This is a genomic window from Nonlabens marinus S1-08 (genome assembly GCF_000831385.1).
GTDB lineage: Bacteria > Bacteroidota > Bacteroidia > Flavobacteriales > Flavobacteriaceae > Nonlabens > Nonlabens marinus.
Window position 1 is genome coordinate 2351844 of sequence record NZ_AP014548.1, and the last position, 16969, is coordinate 2368812.

The following is a 16969-nucleotide window of genomic DNA, read 5'->3' on the forward strand; positions in this document are numbered from 1 at the left end:
CAGTCCGCTATTTAAATGGCGGCAATGCGCTCTAAGGTAAATTGAATCAATTCATCTACCGTCTTCTCTGGCTGCTCAGAAAAATTGCCAGTCGCTCGATTTGCCAAAACAGCATTTAAAGAAACCGCTCTGTGCCCTAACAAATTAGCCATAGCATATATTCCAGAGGTTTCCATTTCTAAATTGGTAATCTGATGGCCTTCATAATTGAAGTTGGCAATCAAATTTTTGAGTTCTTTATTAGATGGGGCTAATCGCAACCGTCTGCTTTGAGGTCCGTAAAAGCCAACATTAGTTATGGTAGTACCATTTAGCATTTCGAACGTTTGAAAATGCTTGGACAATTCTTTGTTGCATTGAACGATATAAGGTGTTGCCATGTCATCAGATAGCTTCAATTCTTTAACCAGCGCATCTGCAAAGGTTTTGTCTGCTAGATCATTGTCATACCAGTGTAGTAAACTATCAAATCCTATCCCTCGCTGTGATAATAAGAAAGAATCTACTGGGATATTAGGTTGTACCGCTCCAGTAGTCCCTACTCGTATAATGTCTAGCGAAATCAACTCTGACTTGATTTTTCTAGTCTTAAAATCAATATTGACTAACGCATCTAATTCATTGAAAACGATATCAATATTATCCGTTCCGATTCCAGTGGATATGACGCTGATGCGTTTACCCTTATAAGTTCCTGTGTGCGTATGAAATTCTCGTTTGCCTGTTCTGAACTCGATATGATCAAAGTATTTAGAAACCTCTTGAACCCTTTCAGGATCACCCACCGTGATAATTGTATGAGCTAACTGGTCTGGTCGTAAGTTGAGATGGTAAATACTGCCATCATTATTGAGTATTAATTCTGAATCTGAAAATACGTGTTTATCCATCTATTGCTATTGCTATTGCTGAAATTTCTACATTGACAAACTTAGGTAGGTTAGCCACTTCTACAGTTTCCCTTGCTGGAGCATCTTCTTCATTAAAATAACTGCCGTAAATTTTATTGACGGTCCCAAAGTTGTTCATGTCGCTCAGGAAAATACTGGTTTTAACAACACTACTAAAATCCATATCAGCGGCTTTCAAAACCTCCTCTAGGTTTTTCATTACTAGATGAGTTTCTTTTTCAAGGTCTTCTATGTCTAGCTCTCCTGTTTCTGGATTGATGGCGATTTGACCACTGGTGTATAAAGTTCGTTGGCTGCCAGAAGTCCATAATATCGCCTGATTATAAGGTCCAATTGGGCTGGGCGCCGATTTTGTGTAGATAATTTTCTTCATAAGATAAAGATACCTTAAAAGATGTGAGGGAATAAAAAAACGTGCTGCAAGGCAGCACGTTTTAGAATAGATTTAGCAATTGAGGCTATTCTCTCTCAGCCATTTTCATTTCAAAGATCAAATTAGAGTTGGGTGGGATAGGACCACCGCCGTTTGCTCCATAAGCCAATTCAGATGGAATGAAGGCAACAATTTGATCACCGTATTCCATACTTAGTAATGCTTCTCTAAATCCAGGAATCATTCCTACTTCAGGGCTGTATTCAACAGGCATGCTTCTGTAAGCGTTAGCACGCTGCTTGTTAGGATTCACCGCGTCAAACAATAATGCCGTTTCAAGATCACTGCTGTCAAATAAAGTACCGTTTTCTAGGTAACCGCTGTAATCTAATAGCACATTTGTTCCTATAGCTGGTTTTTCACCACTTCCTTTCTTGACCATATAGATGCTTACGCCACTAGGTAGCTTGCGTGCTTTCTCTTTTAAAGCGGCTAGCTCAGCTGCTTTAGCTTCTCTTATCGCTGGTGCTGCTTCACGACGCTCTTCCGCTAGTTTTTCTTCATTCACACGACGTTCCTCTGCAATTTTCTGTTGTTCTTTAAAAACTTCAGGAGCGTCCCACTTTTTAGCTTCCTTTCCTTTACGAATGATACGTACCTTTTTCATTACCACACTATCTACTGGTCGATCTGCCGGTCCAGTTTCTACTGTAGCGATGGAGTCTACCACTGCAAGACCTTCGATTACCTTTCCAAATACATTATAACCGCCGTCCAGGTTTGGGTTAGGCTCATCCATTATAAAAAACTGACTTCCATTTGTGTTAGGGCCAGCGTTAGCCATGGAAAGAACACCTTTAGCATCATGCTTCAACGTGTCAACAATTTCCTGATCAAATTGATATCCTAATTGGCCAGAACCTGTTCCTGTAAAATCACCTCCTTGAATCATAAAACCATCGATCACACGGTGAAAAATCAATCCGTCATAAAACGGCTTTCCTTTTAAGGAGTCGTTTACCTCTGGGTGAGTTCCTTCAGCTAATGCGACAAAGTTTGCAACAGTTGCTGGAGTTGCTTCATAATATAACTCGGCAAACATGGTACCGTGAGTAGTAACGATTTCAGCATAGATCCCGTCTTTGGCATCTGGATACTCTTCTTTACAAGAAGATGCTGTGAGTATAATGGCTAGTGCGATAAGTAAGCCGTTAATTTTCTTCATTTTTTTATTTTTAATTATAGTTAAACGTGTTATGGTAAGTTCGCTTTCGCGAAAGCGAATTTAAAATTATCTTATTTGGTACTTTCTATTTTCAGTAATTTGACGCGGCTTATTAGTGGAGTATTTATCCCAATACGCTTGTTATCACCGTAAAATCCATAGGCAGTATAGGAAGGGAAGTAAAATAACACCTCGTCGTTCTCTTGCATCAATTTTAATCCTTCTCGCAAGCCTTTAAAAACACCGTACTCTTGTTCTAAACTCTTAGTCACAGGAGAAAGTTCTTCTTTAGAATAAATAGTTTCACCTTCTAGATTGCGCAAATCGTACTCAAAAGTCACCCGGTCACCAAATTCTGGACGGTCTCCAGCGATACTATCTTGAACGATAAACCGGTAATAGAAACCATTAGGAGACCTAGTAAACTCAATAGAATCCTGAGCGATTACACTCTCGATATAAGCTTCCTCTGCTGCATTACGCTCTTTATTGAGTTCAATGGAAAAATCAGTAGTAGTGCTTGATTTCCTGCTTTTAGGCTCCCGTACTTCTATTTGATTTTTACAACTGCTAGCCATGATCACCAAAAGGGCGACAGGGAGACTAGATTTTAGTGCGTTGCAGATCTGCTTCATAGTGCGGCAATATACTAATTAATTTATCCACTGTTTCTTGCATAGATGCCTCTGATCGACCACCAGCCGCATTCTTGTGTCCACCGCCATTCCAGTGTTCCCGAGCCAATTGGTTCACGTCAAAGTCGCCTTTAGACCGCAAGGAAGTCTTGATGATGCTTTCATCTGCTTTTTCGATAAAGATCTGTGCAAACACAATACCATCTAGACTTAACGCATAGTTTACAAAACCTTCTGTATCTCCTTTTTGGAAATTGTTGTCGTCCAGTTCTTTTTGAGTGAGCGTGATAAAGGCAGTTCTATAGTTCTCTAAAATAACCATATTATTCAGGGCCACACCTAGAAGTTTCATACGAGTAGGCGTATTGACATCATATATCCTTCTATTAATGTGCTCGCTATCTGCCCCTAAATCCACTAGATTTGCCGCAACACGCAGTGTAGTAGAAGTGGTAGAGCGGTATTTAAAACTACCTGTGTCTGTCAGGATACCCGTGTATAAACTAGAAGCCATTGCAGCATCAATAGTATTTACAGCGTCTAAATTCTCTAGAAAATGATATACCATCTCGCAGGTGCTACTCATTCCCGTATCACTGTACATATAATTAGCAAAATCATCGGGTTGCTGGTGGTGATCAATCATGATAAATGTTGCCTTTGCTTTAGAAAGCGGAGTTTCTAGATCTCCTGCACGGTGAAAGGCATTATGGTCAAGAATAAATATAAGGTCTGCGTCTGCGATAAGATCATCTGATTGATCTCTTGTCATCTCGTAATTGAGAATTTGATCGCTGTGTTCCATCCATTTTAAGAATGTAGGGAAATCATTAGGCGATATCATGGTGGCAGAGTGTCCCGTTTTAGTCAGGTATCCATAAAGGGCTGTAATGGATCCAACGGCATCACCATCAGGACTTTTATGTGGAACTATCACAATGTTTTTAGGGGAGGAAAGCACTGCTTTCAAGCTTTCGTACTGTTCTTTTTGCATAGGGGACAAAAATAAGATTAATACTCTATATACAAATAGGGGGTTCCTTATTTAACCTTGATCTATTATGTACTGAAAAAACGCGCTAGCCCTTGCGGGAAGCCTGATTTAAAGCATTACTTTTGCAGCGCAATTTTAAAAAAGAGAAATGGCAACAAATAGAACATTTACAATGATCAAGCCTGATGCTGTCGAGGATGGACACATCGGTGCAATATTGGAAAAAATTACAAGTAGCGGTTTTAAGATCGCAGCTTTGAAACTTACTCAAATGACGGTAGCTGATGCGCAAGAATTTTACGCAGTACACAGCGAACGTCCATTCTATGGTGAGCTAGTAGAATTCATGTCTCGCGGCCCAATTGTAGCAGCAGTTCTTGAAAAAGATAACGCCGTTGCAGATTTCCGTACGTTGATAGGAGCAACCAACCCAGCTGAAGCTGCTGATGGAACGCTTAGAAAACTTTTTGCTAAAAGTGTAGGTGAAAACGCTGTTCACGGTAGTGATAGCGATGAAAATGCAGCTGTTGAAGCAGCATTCCACTTTGCTGGACGCGAAATGTTTTAGAACTTATTCGTCACATATTGAAAAACCTATCTCTTAATTGAGATGGGTTTTTTGCTTTAGTTCACTTTCGCTCCTGTTGGTTTATTCAATCTTCTTTATCCTGAAAATCCTTTAATTTATACCTGCTTCGCCACCAATAATAAATAGCCATCGCAATTAATGGAGCTAAGAGTTGTAAGAAAATTTTAAGAAAGTTTGTCCCATTGAAATATTCATATTGAAAATTAATATCAGAGCTATAAAACAAAAAAGACAGAATAGTTGCTGCAATGCTTCCAGCTAGTAGACCTTTGGTGACTTTATTCATATACGGATCATTTCAAACTCTTCTGGACCATCGTTTGTGTAGGAAATGCACTTATACCCATAGTCGGTCACATCAGTTATTACCACGCGCAGTGTTTCATTTACCACATTCATATTGTCGTTTTTATCCACGTCTTCAATGTGTAATTCATACTCACAATCAGATATCCAGTTGACGGTGCTGTATATTTTCATTTCAGTACTGGGACTGGTTTCAATGCTCGTACTGTCTGTACGGGTTATGATCCACTCTCCATAAGCTTCATTAGCATACTTGAAAGTTCCAGTTTTTACACTAGAACAATCTAGCACTTCAACCAGGTCATCTTTTTTGTTTTGCTTACAGCTTATGGTGATGAAAGCCAATAGCGAAATCAATATTACTTTATTCATAATCGATGTGAATTTGTTTTGAGCCATTCATAAACTTTGGGCAACGGCAATCCCATTACATTATAATAACAACCTTCTAATTTATCAATGCCCGTATATCCTATCCAGTCTTGGATACCATAAGCACCAGCTCTATCAAATGGCTTGTAGGTTTCTACGTAATAGTTGATTTCAGCCTCAGAAATTTCTTTAAAGTAAACTTCAGTACAGTCCGTAATGGTTTCTTGTAATTTTGAAGATGTAAAGCTTACTGAGGTGAAGACTTCATGTCTCTTATTGCTCATGGAGTGAAGCATGTTTTTAGCCTCTTGGGCATTCTTCGGTTTGCCTAGTGCTTTGCCCTCTAACCATACGATAGTGTCGCTAGTAATGATCAATTGGTTTTCCTGGATGTCATCGCTAAATGCTTTCGCCTTGAGCGTAGAAAGAAACTCTGTGATTTGTCCTCCCTGAAGGTAATCATCATAAACCTCATCTACTGGTCTGGTCTCGATGCGAAAATCAATATCCAGCCCTTTTAAGAGCTCCTGACGTCGTGGTGATTGCGACGCCAAAATAATTTCTACCTGTTGTAATTTTTCTTGCAACATTAAACCTCAAATTTTATAATTCCCATACCCAATACACCAAAAAGCAAGACCAATTTACAAACTAATGAGAGTACCTTAAATTCCTTCAAAGTGCTAGCAGTGAAGAGTCGTAAACCTACAAATAGGAGTGGAGCCACGATTAAAAACAAAATATAATAAAGACTTCGTTGATCTTTATACAACTCAAATGTGGCCAAGTATCCAAGAATAACAACACACACCAAGGTATAAATCGCCATGAACTGAACGGCTCTTTTATTGCCTAAAACTATAGGTAAACTTGACCTGCCGCTAGCGTGGTCACCCTTGACGTCTTGACAATCCTTAATCCATTCCCGCAGTAAATTGACGAGAAATGCAAATAAGGCAAAGACAGCTAAATGTTGCAATGCGCTCAGTTGAGTAGCGCGATTTAAAGCTGTAACAGCAGGAAACAATTCGAACAATGCTGTTATCAGAACAACTGACCCTACTAGAAATGAGATCACAATGTTGCCTACAATCAAAATACTTTTCAGTGTCGTGGCATAGGTGTACAATAAAAAAGCAACACCTATAAACAGCCCTGCCAGCGATGGTTTTTGAATGCTGTTTGCCAGTATGAAACCGCAAGCGATGGCTGTACTAGTAAGGAAGATGTAAATAGTGAATGCTCGTTTTTCAGTAATTGATTTCCCAACAATGACTTGGTCTGGTTTGTTAATGACATCAGTAGCAACATCATAGATATCATTGATGACATTCCCACTGGCAGTTAATAGTGCGGTGGCAAGTATCAGGAGAATTTCTTGCCATGTTTCTAGTCCTTTAACAGCAGCAGTCGATGGAAAATACCAATAGACAATCACAACCTGAGTGATGATTGTCAATAGCACATTAGGCCAGCGTATGAGTCTCAAATAGATCAACTGCTAGCTGCATTAGTTCCAGACACCACATTCCAACGGCTTTGCACTTTTAAAACTTGTTCTATCACATCACGCACGCAAGCATCGCCACCATTGCGATGGGAGATGTAGTCACAAACCCTTTTCACTTCAGGAATAGCGTCTTGAGGGCAAGCGGCTAATCCTGCAAATTCCAAGGCGGGAACATCAGGCATATCATCACCCATGTATAGGATTTGCTCTGGTTTTAAGTCGTGTCTGGTCATGTATTCAGTGAGTTGAACCATTTTATCATGTGCGTTTAAAAAAACATCAGTGATGCCTAAACCTTCTAAACGTGATTTTACACCGTCGTTTTTTCCACCGGTGATGATGCAAACTAAATAACCTTGATTGAGCGCCGTTTTTAGAGCGTAACCGTCTTTAGCATTCATAGTACGCAGTAGCTCGCCGCTTTCTGAGATCAGCAAACGTCCATCTGTTAAGACACCATCGACATCAAAAATAAAGGCTTTGATTTGGCGTAGTAGTTCTTTATAATTTTTTTCCATGAGAATTTTTAATTGAATGAGTAATCGCGCGGTACATCTCGCGATCGCTGTCTATTAATAGTGCTATGTGCTTATTTATCGTGTTTTGATCTCCACGCATAGCGGGTCCAGTTTGTGCGTTTTTAGGTCCTAACTCTTGTGCTTTTTTCAAGGTTTCGATCATCAACGGTTCTAACAAGTCAGTATCCATAGCCGATTGCTCTAGTAATTCCGCGGCTTTATGATAACAATGATTGACGAAATTGTTCATATACACAGCCGCAAGATGCAACTGTCGACGCTGGGCAGAGTTGACTTTTTTCCGCTTTCGCGAAAGCGTGCTCGCCACAAGCTCAAGTTGCTCCATAGTAGAGTCGTTGCTGGCTTCAAGACAAAAGGTAACCTCGCTTAAATCTATAGATCGACCTTTACTAAAAGTTTGAGGAATGTAAAAAACGCCGTAATCGTCAAACCTCGACAATAAGTTTACATCAACACTTCCACTGGTGTGTACTACAGTGGCTTGTGATTTTGATAAACCATCGGAAACTAGTTGTATTTTATCATCAGGAACCGCTAATACGACCAAATCACATAAAGGAATTGATCCCACAAATAATGGGGCTTTGATGTCATTTATCTTACGGTTACTATCATTGCTATAGCCCACAACTTGCACGTTATCGCTGTGAGATTTTTCCATCGCTTGACACAACTGTGTTCCTAAATTACCTGTACCGATAAAAAATACCTTGATCATAGCGTAAAAATACACCCTAACAACCGACTCACAAACTATGGCTGTGCCGCATTTGTGCGGTATCTTTGCAGCCTGTTAATTTGACCTATGAAAGACAGGATTCAAGCACTACTTTTCTCCACCCGTACCATGTCCGTTTTATTACTCACGTTTGCCATTAGTATGGCGGTTGGAACATTTATTGAAAACTCTTACGACACGCCTACTTCAAAGCTGTGGGTGTACAATACCTGGTGGTTTTCACTACTCATGTTTTGGTTAATGCTCAATTTTATTGGGAACATCAAAAGATATCAACTTTGGCAATGGAAAAAATGGGCAACCTTGACCATGCACTTATCCTGGATCCTTATCATCATTGGTGCTGGAATTACTAGGTACATTTCCTATGAAGGGATGATGTTAATTCGAGAAGGGCAAACAGAGAACACGTTTTTAAGCGATGAAACCTACTATAGCGTATTAATCCAAGGGAATGATCCTGATGGGAACCCAATGCAGCGAGAGGTTAAAGAAAAAGTATTGATCACTCAGTATGATTATGACCATACAGAGACTTTTGATTACTACGATCAGGAAATCAGTTTTACTATCGACACCTTGATTTATGATGCCGTGGAAGGTTTGAAGCTAAATGATACTGGCGGTAAATATTTGAAGATCGTTGAAACAGCTGGCGGTAATCGTCACGATCATTTAATTAAAGACGGTGAGGAAGCCAGTATTCATGGTGTTTTGTTTGCAGTCAACAAAGATCCTGAAGAAGCCCAAGAAAAAGGGATGATCAATATTATCGAAAACTGGAATGGCTATTCTATTCAAACTCCCTTTGCCGGCGATTATTTCAGAATGGCAGACCAACAAAAAGGAGATGTCTATGCGGATAGTCTCCAACCGTTGCAATTGCGTTCTTTATACAACATGGCAGGAATGCAATTTGTAATCCCAGAACCAATTCAACAAGGTGAAGTGGGTATTGTAGCTAGTTCAGAGCCTACGGCTGCTAAAGCCTATGGATTGATAGGAACGGTACGCAGCGGCGATGAAGAGAAACGCATAGAAATGCGAGGCGGTAAAGGAATAGAGAGCGATTACTCTGATGTAGAGCTTAATGGGATGAAATTTTATATTAAGTATGGTAGTATTTCTAAAGAACTTCCATTTTCCATTACTCTAGAAGATTTTATTGCTACCAAATACCCTGGAACTGAAAAAGGATATTCCGCCTTTGAAAGTAAAGTGGTAGTGAATGATGCAGACAGCACTATGACTCAAGAGCGTATTTATATGAACAACGTCTTAGACAAGGACGGGTATCGTTTTTTCCAGTCTGGTTTTGATCCTGATGAATTAGGAACGCATTTATCGGTGAACCATGATTTTTGGGGTAAGCTCTTTTCTTATGCAGGTTACATTTTGTTGTACATAGCGATGATGGCACTAATTTTTGATAAGAATACGCGTTTTGGTGAGTTGCGTCGATTGATCAATCGTATAGAAAAGCGCAAGTCTAAATACATAAGTATTTTAATAATTGGTTTAGGAACCTCTCTGTCCTATGCTCAAACACCAATTGTAGATCATACGGGTCACAATCACGCAGTACAGCCTGCGGTGCAAGAAGATCACACTGGTCATGATCACGAGGTAAACGATAACGATACTTCCATGGAAGTTCGGGAAGGTGGTGTGAGCACAAATATGGATGCCGACGCGATGAAAACCACAGAGGCTGGACCTATAACTCCCCAAGTTATTCCTGAAATACCTCTAAGGGTTTTAGACAGTATTATTGTAGCTAACATGGTACCGCAAGCGCAAGCAGATCGTTTCGGTAGAGTAGTGGTGCAGGACAATGGTCGTATGAAACCTATGAGCACCCTAGCTTCTGAAATCCTTAGACGCATGTCTGAAAGAGATTATTATGAGGCTAAAGTGGGCGACTCAACAGTTCGTTTGTCTCCAGAGCAGACGTTGATCAGCATGATGCAATTTGGTCAATTATGGTTTGAAGTACCGGTAATTAAGCTGAATCGTAAAAACGATTCTATCAAGAATGTTTTAGATCTAGATACTTCTCGGTCTTACGCCAGTGGTATGGATTTCTTTAGAAAACCGAACGGTGAAGTTGGTGGTTATAAATTAAGCCCGTTTCTAGATGCTGCAAATAGTGCTGATGTCAAAACAAATATTCAAAACGAATTTATCGATATCAACTTTAGTGTTGGTTTGTTAGACCAAGTGATTACTGGAAGTATTCTAAAAATCTTCCCAAATCCGAATGCTGAAAATAACAAGTGGTTTGCAAGGCCAGAGCTTGAAGATGCCGGTTTTGAGCGTGAGGGAGATTATAATTTTGTAAGAGATTTTATACCAGCTTACACCACATTGCTCAATGAAGGGAATCAAACTGGAGATTATCTGAGAGCCAATACAGCATTGAACAGTCTTTTTGAATTCCAAAAAGCGTATGGAGGTGATATTATCCCATCCCTAGAGAAAATAGAAGCAGAAATCCTTTACAACAAATATGATGTTTTTAAAGGCTTGTACAAATGGTACGTTTGGTTTGGAGTCGTAATGTTGATCTTACTCGTGGTAGAAATCGTGCGCCCTATGAAAGAAATTCGCTGGGCCATCGTCTTTCATAAATATGCGGTAGTTGGAATTTTCTTAGTTCATACAATAGCACTGGGAGTTCGCTGGTACTTGAGTGGTCATGCACCCTGGTCAGATGCTTATGAATCCCTTATATATGTGGCCTGGGCAACCATGGCATTTGGTCTCATGTTCGGTCGTAAAAGTGAGATGACGATTGCAAGTACTGCCTTTGTGGTGGCTATTATATTGTGGGTCGCGCAATTGAACTGGTTGGATCCATCGATAGCCAATTTACAGCCTGTATTGGACTCCTATTGGTTGATGATTCACGTGGCGGTTATTGTGGGTAGCTATGGACCGTTTGCGTTAGGAATGATTTTAGGTATTGTGTCCATGATTCTCATGATCTTTTCAACCGAAAAGAATAAGAAAAAGATGGATCTCAACATTAAGGAGCTTACTTACATCAATGAAGTTTCCTTGACTGTAGGATTGATCATGTTGACCATAGGAAACTTTCTAGGCGCAATGTGGGCTAATGAGAGTTGGGGACGTTACTGGGGTTGGGATCCTAAGGAAACCTGGGCACTCATCACCATATTTGTTTATGCCTTTGTATTACACTTGAGACTAGTTCCAGGCTTGAAAGGTCGATGGACCTTTAACTTGTGGTCGGTACTGGCATTTTACAGTGTGATGATGACTTACTTTGGGGTGAACTTCTACTTATCTGGATTGCACAGTTATGCAAGTGGAGATCAAATATTCTCCTATCAAGCGGTAGTCATCTCGCTCGCAGTTATTGGCGCATTAGCTGCAGTGGCGCGCTGGAGAGAGAAGAAAGTTTATGGGAAGAAGAGGATGAAGTAAATTTCGCTTTCGCGAAAGCGATTTAATCAACCATGCCTTTATCTACAGTAAAAGATCTATGTATATTATTATTTGATATACATTAAGGTATCTGCCAATCGCCACCTTTAAAAGGTTGCAGAAGGAATTAAAAGGATAATGGAACTAGGATTCCGCGATCTTTCAGCGTTCTATTAATCCCTTTATATGTAGCGGGTTTGTAAGAGGTTGTCGTTTCAAATATCTCTTGGAGTATTTCGATTTGTTTTAAGGTAAGTTGTTGATCATCTGTCTGTATATGAATGTTTCCACTATTGTCTACGTCTTGAAATACCATGATAACGCCTCGCACGGGCTTTAATTCGTCATAACTCCTAAATGCATATTGAAATAATTTGGTATACTTCGGGTTAATTTTATTACCAATTCTAAATTCTTCCCACTGTCCTTTGTATTTAAATTTTGGCATTTCATCCACATCTGTTGAAAACATGGCTTCTGATTCAATTACGCCGTTGCAATATGTTTTGATCAATTCAAAAGAACCACTATCACCAGCGGAATATGCTTTTTGTAACCATGTACACCCGCCATTCTGATTTCCTAAATTGAGCTCTAATGCTCCCAGATTAAACAAAGCCGTCTTATTCAACGGCTCTTTTTCAACTATTGCCTTAAATTTTGATTTCGCTGTTTGAAAATCAGCTTGCTGGAACGCTTGATTTCCTTCTAGCATCAACTGGTCTATCTGTGCTTTTTGTGCATTACCCTCAACTAGGACAAAGAAGATTAGTAGCGGTAATAGTATGAATATTCTCATTGGAAAGATTTGTACAAGGATACTAATAATAAGTCCATGTCTAGTCCTAAATAATCTGTATCCATTATTCAGGACTAGAATAAAAATGAAGTTATTCTACAATGAGTTTAAATACTCTGCCTATAGTTCTTGATTGAATTTTTACGAAATAAATCCCAGATTTATCTAGGAAGAATTGATTATGATCTAGACCTTTCTGCACTAATTTCCTACCTGCTACATCATAAACAATAACTTGAACTGACTCTTGTAAACCTTTGACATAGAACACACCTGTTGATGGATTAGGATAAATTGAAACAGAAGCTAAAAGTTCATCTTGTTCTCCTGCAGTGTTTCCATACGTATGACGGCCAACATCTGAAAACGTATTTACTGGAAACGAATTCCATTCTGCCGTAAGGTTGAAGTTGACGTTAGGATTTGCAATCTCAGGTTTTCTGACAAGTGTTTTGTTCTCTCCAAAAACTACATTAGATCCTGCCCCAAATGTTCCTACAATATCGATTAATGTTCCATTTTTGAAAAGGCCAACGGGATCATTACCATTGTAATCTAATGCGGCACCATTGCCTGCAAGAACATCTGATTTATCCTGTAGCGCCTGATCTGCTTGCGAGTTAGCTATGACAAAAACTTGTCCAGTTGCAAGGGTACCAGAGAGTGGTGTGTTATTTTGCCAGTTACCGCTACCATTACCATCTTTTTGAAGGCTGTATGCTGATAAATCTACGGGACTGCCCGTAAAGTTGGCAATTTCTATTGCTTTATTGAAGCTGGTTCCCTCTACATATTCTGAAATGAACAATTCGTCAGCGTTCAATCCCGTGCCTTGGAAAGGAAGATTAGTTACCGTGACGTCATCAGGCTGACCATCATTGTCTGTATCGACATTGGCAATATCATTGGGATCATCACTAATTCCACTCACTATAGAACCTGTATTGGTAGGATCTGTATTTGCGTTAAACTCCGTTTGGTTGGTGACACATTTACAACTACTGTCTAAATCTGCTTGCGTAAGGTCGTATCTTAAAATTCCAAATGGATTGGTACTTGTAGTTCCAGGTGTAAGATTATCTAATTGTCCAGAACTGTCAAAACTACCTTTATCTCCAGCAATGTTGATGTTATATAAGGTTACCGTTCCAATATTAGTTACTGAGTAAAAATATTCTATCTCATCACCTAAGTTTACCATGTTGTCGCCGTTCGTATCAACATATGTTCCTGTTAATTCACCTCGTATAGCAACTTCTTCTGCACCGTTACCCCAAATCATTTGCACGTATTCTGGGTTATCTATATAAGGATTGCGATTGTTTTGATGTTTATAAACTTCGTTGTTGCGATCAATCTCTCGATCTCCTACGGGATCTTGCGCATGCCATTTGAGTAGTAAATTGATGTACCAGTCTTCATACCATTGGTCTGGTGTTCCATTTCTAGGGTCATTTTGCCCATCTGGACTGTCCCAAGAACTGTCGTTAAAATTATCCTCATATCGAGTGGAAAAATAAAGCAGGCTGCGAGCTATGTCACCTTTAAACTCATCTATAGGCTCGAATACCGTTCCTGAAAATCCGGGAGTAACTGACGGTCCCTTTTTGCTACCATTCTGTGATGTGTATGTAGGATTATCTACCTCTCCAAAAGGAAAACTACCTCGCTGCCCATTGACTTGCCCGTCTGTTGGAACCACATGGTGCGCATCGCTGCGCATAGGCTCTTGAGAATTAAATCTTCCTTGAGGGAATAAGTGCTCTCTATTATAACAAGTTCCTTCAGGACCAACATTTCCACAATTTTCACTGAAAGAATAGTTGTAGGGATCTGCTCCATCTGGATTTTCTGAATAAATATCTAAAATAGTGGATGCTTGACTACTATCGTAAAACTCGTCATTATCTGAAGTCTGGTAGAGGCCGATTAATGCACTATAACTTTGCCCATTGTACCCATCGGTAATAATTTGCTTTAAGGCCGTTTTTAGCTCGTAACCCGTTTTTCCATCAGCATTGCTATAATAACCAGCTGGTGCTTGGGCTGCTCCAAAAAGGGAAAGCAAAAAAATGAATAAGGTTATAGTTCTCATAAGCCGATGAATTAATTCTTTCTGAGCAGGCGCGCCATGTAAAATCCGTCAAACCCATCACGGTGCGCTAAAAGAGATTGTGAATCCAATAATTCAAAGTTTGATCCTGCTTCAGAAGCTAGAAATTTTTCTACTTGCAATTCATTTTCTGAGGGTAAAATGGAACATGTCGCATATACCATCAAACCTTCAGGTTTTACCACACGACTATAGGATTGGAGGATCTCTTGTTGAGTTGCTCTGATCTCGTCAAGAAATTCTGGCTGTAATTTCCATTTCGCATCTGGGTTGCGTCGCAGTACTCCTAAACCGCTACATGGTGCATCAATAAGTAATCTATCAATCTTGCTGTCCAGCTTTTTAATGACTTTAGTAGAGTCAATCAAGCGTGTTTCAATATTATGGGCTCCAGCACGACGGGCTCGACGCTTCAATTCGTGTAGTTTTCCTTTATAAATATCGGTTGCTATTACTTGACCCTTATTTTCCATTAAAGCTGCAAGGTGCAAGGATTTTCCACCGGCACCGGCACAAGCATCCATTGCACGCATGCCTGATTCTACTTGTAAATAAGGAGCGATAGTCTGTGATCCAGCATCTTGAACTTCAAAAAGGCCATTTTGGAAAAGGTCGGTTTGAAAAACATTAGCCCGTTCATTGAGAATCAATGCGTCTGGGAAACGCTCATCTGTAGTTGTTTGAATTTCTTCCGCTAGAAGTTTTTCTTGAAGGGTTTTGACATCTGTTTGTAGTGTGTTGGCACGCAATACCACATCAGCTTGTTTGTTCAAAGCAGACATTTCTTTAGCCCACAACTCTTCTCCCAGTTCTTTTCTACCTAAGTCATCAAGCCAGTCTGGAATGGATTCCCGGTATTTCAAATCTGAAGACAGTTCATCAAATTTTCCTTTGATACGGCGTACGGGAGTGTTATAGTATTCTTCCCAGGCAGGTACATCATGTCCTTTAAGAACAATCCATACCGCCGTCAAACGCCACAAATCTGCCGGATTAAATGGCTCTTTTACATTTGCAATGGCAGCGTACAATCGCTTGTAACGCACAATGTCATAGGTAGTTTCCGCAATGAAACCGCGGTCTCTGGAGCCCCAGCGCGTATCTCTTTTAAGGATTTTTTGAATAGCTTGGTCGGCATATTTGCCTTCGTTGAAAATCTGATGCAATGCATCGACAGTTCCTTGTAGTAAATTATGATGAAATCTCATGCTGCAAAAATACAGTTATCTTATGGGGTAGAATGTTACAAAAAGGTTGTTTTTTGTAATGCGGTTGCTGGGGAAGTCCCGCTTTCGCGAAAGCGTAATTTTTCTCAACTTTATTACTAATAAATACAACCATGCATTACAGACTTTTACTTGCGTTACTACTAGTACTCAACTCATGCAAACCAGAATCGGAATTAAAAGAGGATATATCTCCTGTGACTGGGATTGAGCTTCTAGAGATTTCCAATGATTCTTTAAGTGTAAGAGCATTAGAATTTTCAGGAAACACCTTTTGGTTTGCCGGAAACAAAGGAAGTTATGGATCCATCATCGATAGTTCAAAGCAACTAACTAAAGGCCGAGTGATTTATGAAGGAAATGAGTCGCTGGAGTTCCGTTCTATTGCCGTCACTGATAATTTTACTTTTATTCTTACTGCTGGGAATCCTGGATTGATCTATAGAATTTCTCATGAAAATGACTCCCTAGCTCTTGTATATAAAGAAGTAGGAGAAACGGTTTTTTATGATAGTTTGAAATTTTGGAATGATAATGAAGGTATAGCAATGGGTGATCCTCAAGATGGTTGTTTTACCATTTTAATGACAAAAGATGGAGGGAATAACTGGGATAAAGTACCGTGTGAAGCATTGCCAAATATGATAGAAGGAGAAGCTGCTTTTGCTGCGAGCAATTCCAATATAGCAATTAATGGCAATCACATTTGGATCGTTACTGGCGGTGCTGCCGCCCGTGTGTGGCATAGTGCTGATAAAGGCAAAAGTTGGCAAGTCATGGAGTCTCCTATTTCACAAGGTGGAGCGATGACAGGAATCTATGCTGTTGATTTTTATGATGAGAATCTAGGTGTTATCATGGGCGGAGATTGGAATGCCAAAGAAATTAATACATCTAATAAAGCGATAACAAGGGATGGTGGTAAAACATGGAGCCTGCTGGCCGATGGAGTAGGTCCCGGTTATTCTAGTGATATTAGTTTTGTACCTGGAACACAAGGACAAGAACTTCTTGCCGTGGGAACACCTGGGATATGGTGGAGCAGTGATCAAGGAGAAAACTGGATTCAGTTAAGTGAATCAGGATTTTATACTGCTGCATTTTCTCAAATGGATGAAGGTGTACTTGCCGGAAATAATTTGATCAGTAGTTTTCGGTTGATACGTAAATAAATTAATCGATAAACGA

At 39.8% G+C, this 16969-nt stretch carries 17 protein-coding genes; 3 read left to right on the top strand and 14 right to left on the bottom strand.

Features of this window, described 5'->3' with window-relative positions:
• Positions 1 to 11 precede the first annotated feature (11 nt).
• From NMS_RS10780 to NMS_RS10800, 5 genes are all read right to left on the bottom strand, one after another.
• Positions 12 to 890, bottom strand: a complete 879-nt coding sequence (locus tag NMS_RS10780; protein ID WP_041496739.1) for a nucleoside phosphorylase — start codon at positions 888 to 890, stop codon at positions 12 to 14.
• A complete protein-coding gene (locus tag NMS_RS10785; protein ID WP_041496740.1) occupies positions 883 to 1284 on the bottom strand; it encodes a Rid family detoxifying hydrolase in 402 nt (133 codons plus the stop codon). Before NMS_RS10785 ends, NMS_RS10780 begins: the two co-directional genes overlap by 8 nt.
• Positions 1285 to 1369: 85 nt before the next feature.
• Positions 1370 to 2509 (bottom strand): peptidylprolyl isomerase, encoded by a 1140-nt coding sequence (locus NMS_RS10790; RefSeq protein WP_041496741.1) that lies wholly within the window; start codon positions 2507 to 2509, stop codon positions 1370 to 1372.
• Positions 2510 to 2580: 71 nt separating this feature from the next.
• Positions 2581 to 3144 carry a gliding motility-associated peptidyl-prolyl isomerase GldI gene (gene gldI, locus NMS_RS10795; RefSeq protein ID WP_041496742.1) on the bottom strand — a complete coding sequence of 188 codons (564 nt, stop codon included), beginning with the start codon at positions 3142 to 3144 and terminating at the stop codon, positions 2581 to 2583.
• A complete protein-coding gene (locus NMS_RS10800; protein ID WP_041496744.1) occupies positions 3113 to 4138 on the bottom strand; it encodes a DHH family phosphoesterase in 1026 nt (341 codons plus the stop codon). Before NMS_RS10800 ends, gldI begins: the two co-directional genes overlap by 32 nt.
• A 148-nt stretch (positions 4139 to 4286) precedes the next feature.
• On the opposite strand from NMS_RS10800, the gene NMS_RS10805 reads away from it, so the two are divergent.
• Positions 4287 to 4706 carry a nucleoside-diphosphate kinase gene (locus tag NMS_RS10805; protein ID WP_041496745.1) on the top strand — a complete coding sequence of 140 codons (420 nt, stop codon included), beginning with the start codon at positions 4287 to 4289 and terminating at the stop codon, positions 4704 to 4706.
• 85 nt (positions 4707 to 4791) lie between these two features.
• Here NMS_RS10805 and NMS_RS10810 read toward each other — a convergent pair whose 3' ends face one another.
• The 6 genes from NMS_RS10810 to NMS_RS10835 are packed head-to-tail and all read right to left on the bottom strand — an operon-like array spanning position 4792 to position 8172.
• Positions 4792 to 5013, bottom strand: a complete 222-nt coding sequence (locus NMS_RS10810) for a hypothetical protein (RefSeq protein ID WP_041496746.1) — start codon at positions 5011 to 5013, stop codon at positions 4792 to 4794.
• A complete protein-coding gene (locus tag NMS_RS10815; RefSeq protein WP_041496747.1) occupies positions 5010 to 5405 on the bottom strand; it encodes a hypothetical protein in 396 nt (131 codons plus the stop codon). Before NMS_RS10815 ends, NMS_RS10810 begins: the two co-directional genes overlap by 4 nt.
• Entirely contained in the window at positions 5402 to 5995 is a 594-nt protein-coding gene (locus NMS_RS10820) for a Maf family nucleotide pyrophosphatase (protein ID WP_041496748.1), read from the bottom strand. Before NMS_RS10820 ends, NMS_RS10815 begins: the two co-directional genes overlap by 4 nt.
• The gene (locus tag NMS_RS10825) at positions 5995 to 6903 is read right to left on the bottom strand and encodes a geranylgeranylglycerol-phosphate geranylgeranyltransferase (protein WP_041496749.1); all 909 of its coding nucleotides are present in this window, start codon (positions 6901 to 6903) and stop codon (positions 5995 to 5997) included. The genes NMS_RS10820 and NMS_RS10825 overlap by 1 nt, the downstream gene beginning before the upstream one ends.
• Positions 6900 to 7433: a KdsC family phosphatase gene (locus NMS_RS10830; RefSeq protein WP_041496751.1), complete on the bottom strand. Its 534-nt coding sequence runs from the start codon at positions 7431 to 7433 to the stop codon at positions 6900 to 6902. The genes NMS_RS10825 and NMS_RS10830 overlap by 4 nt, the downstream gene beginning before the upstream one ends.
• The gene (locus NMS_RS10835; RefSeq protein ID WP_041496753.1) at positions 7417 to 8172 is read right to left on the bottom strand and encodes a Rossmann-like and DUF2520 domain-containing protein; all 756 of its coding nucleotides are present in this window, start codon (positions 8170 to 8172) and stop codon (positions 7417 to 7419) included. Before NMS_RS10835 ends, NMS_RS10830 begins: the two co-directional genes overlap by 17 nt.
• An 87-nt stretch (positions 8173 to 8259) precedes the next feature.
• Between NMS_RS10835 and ccsA the strand changes: the two genes are divergently transcribed.
• Positions 8260 to 11643 (top strand): cytochrome c biogenesis protein CcsA, encoded by a 3384-nt coding sequence (ccsA, locus tag NMS_RS10840; RefSeq protein ID WP_041496754.1) that lies wholly within the window; start codon positions 8260 to 8262, stop codon positions 11641 to 11643.
• Positions 11644 to 11770: 127 nt separating this feature from the next.
• On the opposite strand, the gene NMS_RS10845 is transcribed toward ccsA, so the two are convergent.
• The 3 genes from NMS_RS10845 to NMS_RS10855 form a co-directional block, all read right to left on the bottom strand.
• A complete protein-coding gene (locus tag NMS_RS10845; RefSeq protein ID WP_041496755.1) occupies positions 11771 to 12442 on the bottom strand; it encodes a tetratricopeptide repeat protein in 672 nt (223 codons plus the stop codon).
• 91 nt (positions 12443 to 12533) lie between these two features.
• A complete protein-coding gene (locus NMS_RS10850) occupies positions 12534 to 14537 on the bottom strand; it encodes an endonuclease (RefSeq protein WP_041496756.1) in 2004 nt (667 codons plus the stop codon).
• 11 nt (positions 14538 to 14548) lie between these two features.
• Positions 14549 to 15763 carry an RsmB/NOP family class I SAM-dependent RNA methyltransferase gene (locus NMS_RS10855; protein ID WP_041496758.1) on the bottom strand — a complete coding sequence of 405 codons (1215 nt, stop codon included), beginning with the start codon at positions 15761 to 15763 and terminating at the stop codon, positions 14549 to 14551.
• 131 nt (positions 15764 to 15894) lie between these two features.
• Between NMS_RS10855 and NMS_RS10860 the strand changes: the two genes are divergently transcribed.
• The gene (locus NMS_RS10860) at positions 15895 to 16953 is read left to right on the top strand and encodes a WD40/YVTN/BNR-like repeat-containing protein (protein ID WP_041496759.1); all 1059 of its coding nucleotides are present in this window, start codon (positions 15895 to 15897) and stop codon (positions 16951 to 16953) included.
• The last annotated feature ends 16 nt before the right edge of the window (positions 16954 to 16969 follow it).

What these genes read in the sequence shown, in the direction of transcription:
- NMS_RS10780 (WP_041496739.1), bottom strand. Translation starts at nt 890, where the DNA reads ATGGATAAACACGTATTTTCAGATTCAGAATTAATACTCAATAATGAT.
- NMS_RS10785 (WP_041496740.1), bottom strand. Translation starts at nt 1,284, where the DNA reads ATGAAGAAAATTATCTACACAAAATCGGCGCCCAGCCCAATTGGACCT.
- NMS_RS10790 (WP_041496741.1), bottom strand. Translation starts at nt 2,509, where the DNA reads ATGAAGAAAATTAACGGCTTACTTATCGCACTAGCCATTATACTCACA.
- gldI (WP_041496742.1), bottom strand. Translation starts at nt 3,144, where the DNA reads ATGAAGCAGATCTGCAACGCACTAAAATCTAGTCTCCCTGTCGCCCTT.
- NMS_RS10800 (WP_041496744.1), bottom strand. Translation starts at nt 4,138, where the DNA reads ATGCAAAAAGAACAGTACGAAAGCTTGAAAGCAGTGCTTTCCTCCCCT.
- NMS_RS10805 (WP_041496745.1), top strand. Translation starts at nt 4,287, where the DNA reads ATGGCAACAAATAGAACATTTACAATGATCAAGCCTGATGCTGTCGAG.
- NMS_RS10810 (WP_041496746.1), bottom strand. Translation starts at nt 5,013, where the DNA reads ATGAATAAAGTCACCAAAGGTCTACTAGCTGGAAGCATTGCAGCAACT.
- NMS_RS10815 (WP_041496747.1), bottom strand. Translation starts at nt 5,405, where the DNA reads ATGAATAAAGTAATATTGATTTCGCTATTGGCTTTCATCACCATAAGC.
- NMS_RS10820 (WP_041496748.1), bottom strand. Translation starts at nt 5,995, where the DNA reads ATGTTGCAAGAAAAATTACAACAGGTAGAAATTATTTTGGCGTCGCAA.
- NMS_RS10830 (WP_041496751.1), bottom strand. Translation starts at nt 7,433, where the DNA reads ATGGAAAAAAATTATAAAGAACTACTACGCCAAATCAAAGCCTTTATT.
- NMS_RS10835 (WP_041496753.1), bottom strand. Translation starts at nt 8,172, where the DNA reads ATGATCAAGGTATTTTTTATCGGTACAGGTAATTTAGGAACACAGTTG.
- ccsA (WP_041496754.1), top strand. Translation starts at nt 8,260, where the DNA reads ATGAAAGACAGGATTCAAGCACTACTTTTCTCCACCCGTACCATGTCC.
- NMS_RS10845 (WP_041496755.1), bottom strand. Translation starts at nt 12,442, where the DNA reads ATGAGAATATTCATACTATTACCGCTACTAATCTTCTTTGTCCTAGTT.
- NMS_RS10850 (WP_041496756.1), bottom strand. Translation starts at nt 14,537, where the DNA reads ATGAGAACTATAACCTTATTCATTTTTTTGCTTTCCCTTTTTGGAGCA.
- NMS_RS10855 (WP_041496758.1), bottom strand. Translation starts at nt 15,763, where the DNA reads ATGAGATTTCATCATAATTTACTACAAGGAACTGTCGATGCATTGCAT.
- NMS_RS10860 (WP_041496759.1), top strand. Translation starts at nt 15,895, where the DNA reads ATGCATTACAGACTTTTACTTGCGTTACTACTAGTACTCAACTCATGC.